Source organism: Nonomuraea composti (genome assembly GCF_012034275.1).
GTDB lineage: Bacteria > Actinomycetota > Actinomycetes > Streptosporangiales > Streptosporangiaceae > Nonomuraea > Nonomuraea composti.
This window is the reverse complement of sequence record NZ_JAATEP010000011.1, coordinates 252309-260367: the sequence shown is the minus strand read 5'-3', so window position 1 is coordinate 260367 and position 8059 is coordinate 252309. Positions and strand designations below refer to the sequence as shown.

The 8059-nt window shown below is 70.4% G+C and carries 8 protein-coding genes; 2 read left to right on the top strand and 6 right to left on the bottom strand.

What is annotated here, in order from left to right; all coding sequences use genetic code 11:
• On the top strand, positions 1-467 hold a 467-nt coding region (locus HCN51_RS18375), incomplete at its 5' end, for a DinB/UmuC family translesion DNA polymerase (protein ID WP_487353029.1).
• A gap of 54 nt (positions 468-521) precedes the next feature.
• On the opposite strand, the gene HCN51_RS18370 is transcribed toward HCN51_RS18375, so the two are convergent.
• Together HCN51_RS18370 and HCN51_RS18365 are read right to left on the bottom strand one after the other, a co-directional pair.
• Entirely contained in the window at positions 522-812 is a 291-nt protein-coding gene (locus HCN51_RS18370; protein ID WP_168010775.1) for an endonuclease domain-containing protein, read from the bottom strand.
• A 197-nt stretch (positions 813-1009) separates the two neighbouring features.
• On the bottom strand, positions 1010-1219 hold the full coding sequence (locus tag HCN51_RS18365; RefSeq protein WP_080037250.1) for a ubiquitin-like protein Pup: 210 nt from the start codon (positions 1217-1219) through the stop codon (positions 1010-1012).
• 146 nt (positions 1220-1365) lie between these two features.
• Between HCN51_RS18365 and HCN51_RS18360 the strand changes: the two genes are divergently transcribed.
• Positions 1366-1773: a hypothetical protein gene (locus tag HCN51_RS18360; RefSeq protein WP_168010774.1), complete on the top strand. Its 408-nt coding sequence runs from the start codon at positions 1366-1368 to the stop codon at positions 1771-1773.
• Positions 1774-1807: 34 nt separating this feature from the next.
• On the opposite strand, the gene dop is transcribed toward HCN51_RS18360, so the two are convergent.
• The 4 genes from dop to hypF form a co-directional block, all read right to left on the bottom strand.
• Positions 1808-3322 (bottom strand): depupylase/deamidase Dop, encoded by a 1515-nt coding sequence (gene dop, locus HCN51_RS18355; RefSeq protein ID WP_206067144.1) that lies wholly within the window; start codon positions 3320-3322, stop codon positions 1808-1810.
• 86 nt (positions 3323-3408) lie between these two features.
• Positions 3409-4506 carry an acyltransferase family protein gene (locus HCN51_RS18350; RefSeq protein WP_240972958.1) on the bottom strand — a complete coding sequence of 366 codons (1098 nt, stop codon included), beginning with the start codon at positions 4504-4506 and terminating at the stop codon, positions 3409-3411.
• 73 nt (positions 4507-4579) lie between these two features.
• Complete coding sequence (locus tag HCN51_RS18345; protein ID WP_168010772.1) at positions 4580-5656, bottom strand: pyridoxal-phosphate dependent enzyme; 1077 nt, start codon at positions 5654-5656, stop codon at positions 4580-4582.
• Between the two features lie 24 nt (positions 5657-5680).
• The gene (gene hypF, locus HCN51_RS18340; protein WP_346433699.1) at positions 5681-7930 is read right to left on the bottom strand and encodes a carbamoyltransferase HypF; all 2250 of its coding nucleotides are present in this window, start codon (positions 7928-7930) and stop codon (positions 5681-5683) included.
• Positions 7931-8059: the final 129 nt, after the last annotated feature.

The following is an 8059-nucleotide window of genomic DNA, read 5'->3' as shown; positions in this document are numbered from 1 at the left end:
CCCTCGGCAAAGGCGAAGCCGAAGTCGTCACCACACCCTGGATCGCCCGCGGCCACAGCCGCGAAACCACCTTCCCCCACGACCTCACCGACCCCGCCGCCATCGCGACCCACCTCACCACCCTCGCCCAGCAGGTCACCCACGACGCCGCCGACGCCGGCCGCACCATCACCCGCGTCACCGTCAAGATCCGCACCACGCCGTTCCAGACCCGCACCCGCCAGACGAAACTCCCCGCCCCCCACCACCGACCCCGCAACCATCACCCGCACCGCCCTCGACATCCTCGGCCGCCACGACCTCACCCACCCCGTCCGCCTCATCGGCGTGGCCGTCGAATACACGATGCCGAAATCCTGAACCGTCAATGCGAACCGCACATCACCCGGCCGATGACAATGGTCTATATGCTCCGGCGGCCGGCCCCGGCACACCACGCACAAACCATGCTGCGCCGGATGCGATAACGCTGCGACAGGTGATAATCCCGCGTCGGCGCCACCGGCGGCCCACCGGCCGCCTCAGGCAGCACCACCCAATCCGGCCAGAGCACCTCCCCCTCCAGATAGCGCCGCCAACTCCAGCACCACCGTGCTGTCGGCGAAATGCCCGAGCCCGTTGTCGCAGTTGAAACAGAGCACGCCACGCACCTGGCCGGTCGCGCGGCAGTGATCCACGAACGTGCCAGGGACGACCCGGCAGATGGCGCAGAGCCCGCCCTGACGGGCGAGCATGCGCGCGAAGTCGTCCTCTGTTATGGCGTAACGGTGCTGCAGCAGATAGTTCCGCTCGCTCTTGTTCTCTCGCCCCACGATCGTGTGGCACGGCTTGCAGTAAACAGTCAGCCCGGATTTCGCAGCCCGGTTACTCCCGAACTCCTCAACCGGCTTGATCTCCTCACAGCGCGGACAATATTTCGAGCCTTCCGGAACGGGGATCGCCTCGCGAATGACCTTCCCTTGCTCGGCCTTCCGCTTGCGATTTCCCCCTTTCAGATGTCCGTTTTGCCCTACTCTCCGCCCTTTTGGACATAAGAGCGCACAAATTCCTCTGCGTTCTCTTCGAGAACTTCGTCGATTTCGTCCAGAATTGCGTCGACATCGTCCGTGAGCTTCTCCTGCCGCTCCTGGACGTCCGGCGCCGCCGACGCCTCGGTCTCCTCGACGTCGGACTCGCGCCGCCCGGTCTGCTTCTGCCCGCCGGTGTCCTTGGTTGCCATGTCCTACCTCCGGTTGGGGGACTGCCTCTACCGCATATCTTCCCCGAACGAGCCGACATTTCGCGCCGAACGCCCTGCGATCTTGCCCGCTTGACTAGATAGCGTTCCTATCCAACAATGGATCCCCGTACCTACAGGAGGTTGAGATGTCCCCTTCATCCCTGAGCATCGCGGGTGTGCTCCTCATCACAGTCCCCGGAGTGGCCTACGGCGGCGTGACGCTGCTGTCGTTCCTGATGAAGAACGTCCCCGGTTATCTGGACAACCCGGTCCGGCGGGGCCTGTGGCGGGCAGGGCACGCGCATGCGGGCGTGCTGGTGCTGCTCGCGCTGGTGGCGATGCTGTACGTGGATCAGTCGGGTCTGCCGGAGGCGTTGAAGGCGCTCACGCGGCTGCTGATCGTGGCGGCGCCGATCCTGATGCCGCTGGGTTTCTTCCTGTCGGTGGTGCGTCCGAGTGACACGAGGCCGAGCAGGCTGATCCTGCTGACGTACGCGGGCGGGGTGTGCCTGGCGGCGGGCACGCTGATGCTGGGGATCGGCCTCCTCCTCTGAGGGGAGGCCGATGCCCCGGGGCGTGTGCGGGCGGTCAGTCGCCGCCGGTGAGCGCGGAGACGAGGTCGGCGGCGGTCTTGCAGCGGTCGAAGAGCTCGCCGACGTGGGCTTTGGTGCCGCGTAGCGGTTCGAGGGTGGGGACGCGCTGGAGTGATTCCCGCCCGGGGATGTCGAAGATGACGGAGTCCCAGGACGCGGCGGCGACGGATTCGCTGTATTGGCGCAGGCATCGGCCGCGGAAGTAGGCGCGGGTGTCGGTGGGCGGGTGTTCGACGGCGCGCTGGACTTCTTCCTCGGTGACGAGGCGTTGCATGCGTCCGCGGGCGACGAGGCGGTTGTAGAGGCCGCGGTCGGGGCGGATGTCGGAGTATTGCAGGTCGACGAGCTGGAGCCTGGGGTGGGACCAGGCGAGGCCGTCGCGGCTGCGGTAGCCCTCGAGGAGTTCGAGTTTGGCGACCCAGTCGAGTTCGCGGGCGAGTTGCATGGGGTCTTCGGCGAGGCGGGTGAGGACGGATTCCCAGCGGTCGAGGATGTCCTTGTTCATCTCGTCCTGGGCGGTGCCGCGCTCTTCGACGTACTTGCGCGCTTGTTCGAGGTATTCCATCTGGAGCTGGACGGCGGTGAGCTTGCGTCCGTCGCGCATGGGGATCTCGTAGCGGCAGGTGGGGTCGTGGGAGACGGCCCGTAGTGCCTGGACGGGGTTCTCGACGGCGAGGTCGCGCGTCAGGAAGCCTTCTTCGATCATGGCGAGCACGAGCGCGGTGGTGCCGAGTTTGAGGTAGGTGGAGATCTCGGACATGTTGGCGTCGCCGATGATGACGTGCAGCCGCCGGTATTTCTCGGGGTCGGCGTGGGGCTCGTCGCGGGTGTTGATGATGGGCCGCTTGAGCGTGGTCTCGAGGCCTACTTCGACTTCGAAGAAGTCGGCGCGCTGGCTGAGCTGGAAGCCGTCGCCGCGGGAGTCCTGGCCGATGCCGACCTTGCCGGCGCCGACGACGACCTGCCGGGAGACGAAGAAGGGGGTGAGGTGCCTGACGATGTCGGCGAAGGGGGTGGCGCGCCGCATCAGGTAGTTCTCGTGGCAGCCGTAGGAGGCGCCTTTGGCGTCGGTGTTGTTCTTGTAGAGCTGGATGGGGGCGTTGGAGGGGATGGCGGACGCGCGGGTGGCGGCGTCGTACATCACTCGTTCGCCGGCTTTGTCCCAGATGACGGCTGCCCGGGGGTTGGTGCACTCGGGCGAGCTGTATTCGGGGTGGGCGTGGTCGACGTAGAGCCTGGCTCCGTTGGTGAGGATGACGTTGGCCAGGCCGAGATCCTCGTCGGTGAGCTGGCTGGGGTCTGCCACTTCTCTGGCAAGGTCGAAGCCGCGCGCGTCGCGGAGCGGGTTCTCCTCCTCGAAGTCCCATCGTGCTCTGCGCGCGCGGGCCGCCGAGGCGGCCAGGTAGGCGTTCACGACCTGTGAGGAGGTCACCATCGCGTTGGCGCCTGGCTGGCCGGGTACGGAGATGCCGTACTCGGTCTCGATGCCCATCACCCGACGCACCGTCATGCAACACCCTCTGTTCGTCCGGGTCTGTCTATCCGCCGTTTATATGCCCGAGCCTATGCCCTTCACAGTGCCCCAGGGCCACAGAGTTATGGCACCGACGTCTTTTCCATCTGTACGGCCGGAGCTGATGGGGTTTGTGTGCGTCTGCGTGGCTTGAGTAGCCGCTGGATGGGGCGTTCGGCAAAGGAGTAGACGAGATACGCCACGAGAATCGACACCAGTGTCGTGGCCGTGGCGACGGCCCAGGGGGGCAGTTGGCCGGTGAGCAGGGGGATGAGGGCCACGGCGATGACGCTATGGAAGAGGTAAAGCGGGTATGTGGTGCCGCCGAGCGCGGTGAGCGTCCGTGATGATCGCATGCGCAGCACGCCGAGCGCCATGAGCGCCATCACGGCGTAGATCAGGGTCAGGGTGATGACGACGCTGAGGTCGGTGACGGGCATGTTCCTGAACCCGGCGAGCTCGATGCGGCCGTGCACGCGGCCGAGGGCCGAGTGGAGGGAAAGGCCGTAGGCGGCGGCGACGTAGAGCCAGGGCAGCCACCCGCCGCCGTGCTTGTGGACGAGGTACAGGGCCATGCCGGCGACGAAGTATCCGGCGTAGCCGGGCATGACGATCTCGTTGACGACATCGTTCTTGAAGATGTCGTATTCGGCGAGGAGTTTGACGCCGAGGGCGGCGGTGAGCCAGATGCCGCAGAAGGCCAGGACGCGCCCGCGGGTGACGCCGATGATCACGAGGACGGCGATCAGGAGGTAGAAGCGCAGCTCGGCCCAGAGTGACCAGTAGACGCCGCTGGCGTCGGTGACCTTGAACAGCCGCTGGAACATGGTGGCGTTCAGCAGGTATTCGCCTGGGGAAAGTTTTGGGTCGAGGGCTTTGGCGCCGGTGAGGCCGTAGAGGGCGGCGATGGCGGCGAGGCTGAGCCAGTACGCGGGGTAGAGGCGGACGAGCCGGGAGCGGGCGAACGCGCCGAGGCCGCGGCCCCAGACGGTCATGAGGATGACGAAGCCGCTGATGATGAAGAAGAGCTCGACGCCGAGGATGCCGAGCCCGGCGACGGGGGCCAAGGCGGGGAACAGCTCGGCGGGCCGGTCTCCCCAGACGGAGGCGTAGGCGACCAGGTAGTGGAAGGCGACGACGGCGAGGGCCGCGAGGAAGCGCAGGAGGTCGAGCTCGGCCAACCGGCCGTCTCCTCGGGCGTGTCTGGATCGGGAGCGGCTGGGTGGTTGCACGCCAGCTTTGACGTCACTTCGATCACTTTGGTTCCACGGGTCCCTCTGTTCCCACCAGCACCACGCGGGAGGTGTGGTCGAGGGCGAGGGTGTCGCGGGCGGCGGGGGTGAGGGCGAGCAGGCCAGCGGCTCCGGCGGCGCCGCAGTCGGACAGGGCGATGCCGTGGGCGGCGAGGAGGCGGGCGGCGGCGGCCGCCTGCTCGTCGGTGATGGTGAGGTAGAGGTCGGCGAGGTGGGTCAGGAGGCGGTGGGCGAGGAGTGAGGGTTCGCGGCAGTCGAGCCGGCCGAGGGTGGTGGGGTGGCCGCCGACGCGGAGGGGTTCGCCGGTGCGGGCGCTTTCGAGCAGGCAGGGGGCGCCTTCGGGTTCGACGACGACGATCTTGGGCTGTTCTCCCCAGCGGTCGCGGACGTATCCGGCCGCGGCGGCGGCGAGCCCGCCGACACCGGCCTGGACGAACACGTGGGTGGGTGCCGCGTCGTGCCGTTCGTGGGGCGCTGTGGGCTGTGGTGGGGGCGGGAACGCGCCGGGGTCGGACAGTTCGTCGAACAGGACGCTGTAGCCGCGCATGACGTCCAGGGGGACGCTGGTGTAGCCGTCCCAGGAGCTGTCCGCTACCAGGCGCCAGCCGTTGGCCTGGGCGGCGGCCATGGCGGCGGTCATGCTGGCCTCGTAGTCGTGGCCGTCGCGGCGTACCTGGGCGCCGAGTGCGCGCAGCCGCTGGGCGAACGCTTCGGGGACGCCTTCGCTGAGGATGACGACGCAGGGCACGCCGACCTCGGCGGCTCCGGCGGCGACGGAGATGCCGTGGTTGCCGGCACTGGCGCAGACGAACGGGGCGCCGCCGCCGTCGCGTTCGGCGAGCAGGTGCACGGCGTGGGCGCCGCCGAGCGCTTTGAAGCTGCCGAGCCGCATGCGGCCGCTCTCGTCCTTGACGTACGCGGTGCCGGCGCCGCCGAGGCCGGGGACGGCGTGGACGGGGGTGGGCCGGTAGTCGGGGTGGCGGGCGAAGCGGGCGCGGGCCTGGCGGGCGTGCTCGACGCCGATGAGGGCGCGGTCGTGCTCGGTGTACGGGGCGCGGCCCGGGTTGGGGTATTCCATGATCGCCATGCTAGGCGGGGCCGGTCATCGGCCGTCGAGGGCGGCGGCGACGGCGGCCTGGCCGAGGCTGATGCCGCCGTCGCCGGGCGGGACGCGTACGTGGGTGAGCACCCGGAAGCCGGCGGCGCGCAGCCGCTGGACGGTGCGGTCGAGGAGGAGGGCGTTGTGGAAGAGGCCGCCGGACAGGGCGACGGCGGTCAGGCCGGTGTCGTGGCGGACTTCGACGCAGGTGCGGGTGATGGCGGCGGCGACGCCGTTGTGGAAGCGGCCGGCGATGACGGCGGGGTCGGTGCCGGCGGCGAGGTCGGCGGCGGCGGCGCGGACGAGGTCGCCGCCTTCGACGACGAGCGGGCCGCCGGTGGTGGTGAGGGCGGCGGGGTAGGCGCCGGTCTCGGCGGGGTCGGCGCGTTGTTCGAGCTCGAGGGCGGCCTGCCCGTCGTACGTGATCGTGTCGCGGATGCCGAGCAGCGCCGCGACGGCGTCGAAGAGGCGGGCGGCGCTGGAGGTGAGGGGCGCGTGGGCGGCGGTGAGCGCGGCGGCCCAGTGTGCGGCGTTGCGGGCGGCAACGTCGAGCCCGGGGTGGTCGTCGCGCAGGTAGGCGGCGGTCATGCGCCAGGGCTGCCGGACGGCGGCGGCGCCGCCGGGCATGGGGACGGGGGCGAGGTGGGCGAGGCGTTCGTAGCCGGTCAGGTCGGCGCGCAGGAACTCGCCGCCCCACAGGGTGCCGTCGGGGCCGTGGCCGAGGCCGTCGAAGGCGACCCCGATCACGGGGCCGGGGTCGCCGTTGTCGGCGAGGCAGGAGGCGATGTGGGCGTGGTGGTGCTGGACGGCGACGTGGTCGACGCCGGCGATCTCGAGCGCGTGCCGGGTGGCGGGGTGGCCGGGGTGGGGGTCGTGGGCGACGATCTCGGGGCGCAGGTCGAGCAGGTGGCAGTAGTGGTCGATGCCTTCGACGAAGGAGCGCAGGGTGTCGTGGTTGCCGAGGTCGCCGATGTGCTGGGAGACGAAGGCGCGCCGCCCGTAGGCGAGGCAGAAGGTGTTGTCGAGCTGGGCGCCGCAGGCCAGGACGGGCCGGGGGACGGGGCGGCGCAGGGCGAGCGGTTCGGGGGCGTAGCCGCGGGCGCGGCGCAGGACGGTGATGCCGCCGGGCAGCGGGCGTACGACGGAGTCGTCGGCGCGCAGGTGGATGGCGCGGTCGTGGGTGAGGAAGGCGTCGGCGATGCCGCTGAGGCGGGTCAGGGCGTCGCCGTCTTCGTGGGCGATGGGTTCGTCGGAGACGTTGCCGCTGGTCAGGACGATGGGCTCGGCGACTTCGGCGAGCAGGAGGTGGTGCAGGGCGGTGTAGGGCAGCATGAGGCCGAGCAGGCGGCTGCCTGGGGCCACGGAGGAGGCGACGGGGAGGGGGCCGTCGCGGCGGGGCAGCAGGACGATGGGGCGGGCGCGGCCGGTGAGGAGGGCGGCGGCGGTGTCGTCGATGTCGGCGAGCCGGCGGGCCTGGGCGAGGTCGGCGGCCATGACGGCGAACGGTTTTTCCTCTCGGTGCTTGCGGCCGCGCAGAGTGGCGGCGGCGCGCTCGTCGGAGGCGGTGACGGCGAGGTGGTAGCCGCCGAGCCCTTTGACGGCGACGACGCGGCCGGCGCGCAGGAGGGTGGCGGCGCAGGCGATGGGGTCGCCGCACAGCTCGGTGCCGCGGGCGTCGCGCAGCACGAGGCGGGGGCCGCAGGCGGGGCAGCAGGTGGGCTGGGCGTGGTAGCGGCGGTCGCCGGGGTCGTGGTATTCGCGGGCGCAGTCGGGGCACAGGCCGAAGGGGGCCATGGTGGTCAGGTGCCGGTCGTAGGGGACGCCGCGGACGATGGTGAGGCGCGGGCCGCAGTTGGTGCAGTTGATGAAGGGGTGGCGGTGGCGGCGGTCGGCGGGGTCGGCGAGCTCGCGCAGGCAGTCGTCGCAGGTGGCGGTGTCGGCGGGCACGAGGGCGCGGCGGGGGCCGCCGGGGTCGCTGGTGGCGATGGTGAAGCCGTGGTGGCCGGCGGGTTCGCCGCTGACGACGGTGACGCGCTCGATGGCGGACAGGGCGGGGGCGTCGCGTTCGAGTGCGGTGAGGAACGCCTCGACGCCGGCGTGGGCTCCTTCGATCTCGATGTGCACGCCGTTGACGTCGTTGTGGACGCGGCCGGCCAGGCCCAGCCGGTTGGCGAGCGAGTAGACGAAGGGCCGGAAGCCGACCCCTTGGACGATGCCTTCGACGTGCACGTCTACTCGTTTGAGCGTGGTCACAGGGCCAGTGTGCGCCTCTGCGGGGTGGTGTGCATGCGTATCGGCCGTGTCGCCGCGCGTTGTGCGTGCCGGGCCCGGCGGTGCTTGCTCACCTTCCCGGCGCATCGGGACAAGCGGGGCGCCGCGGGA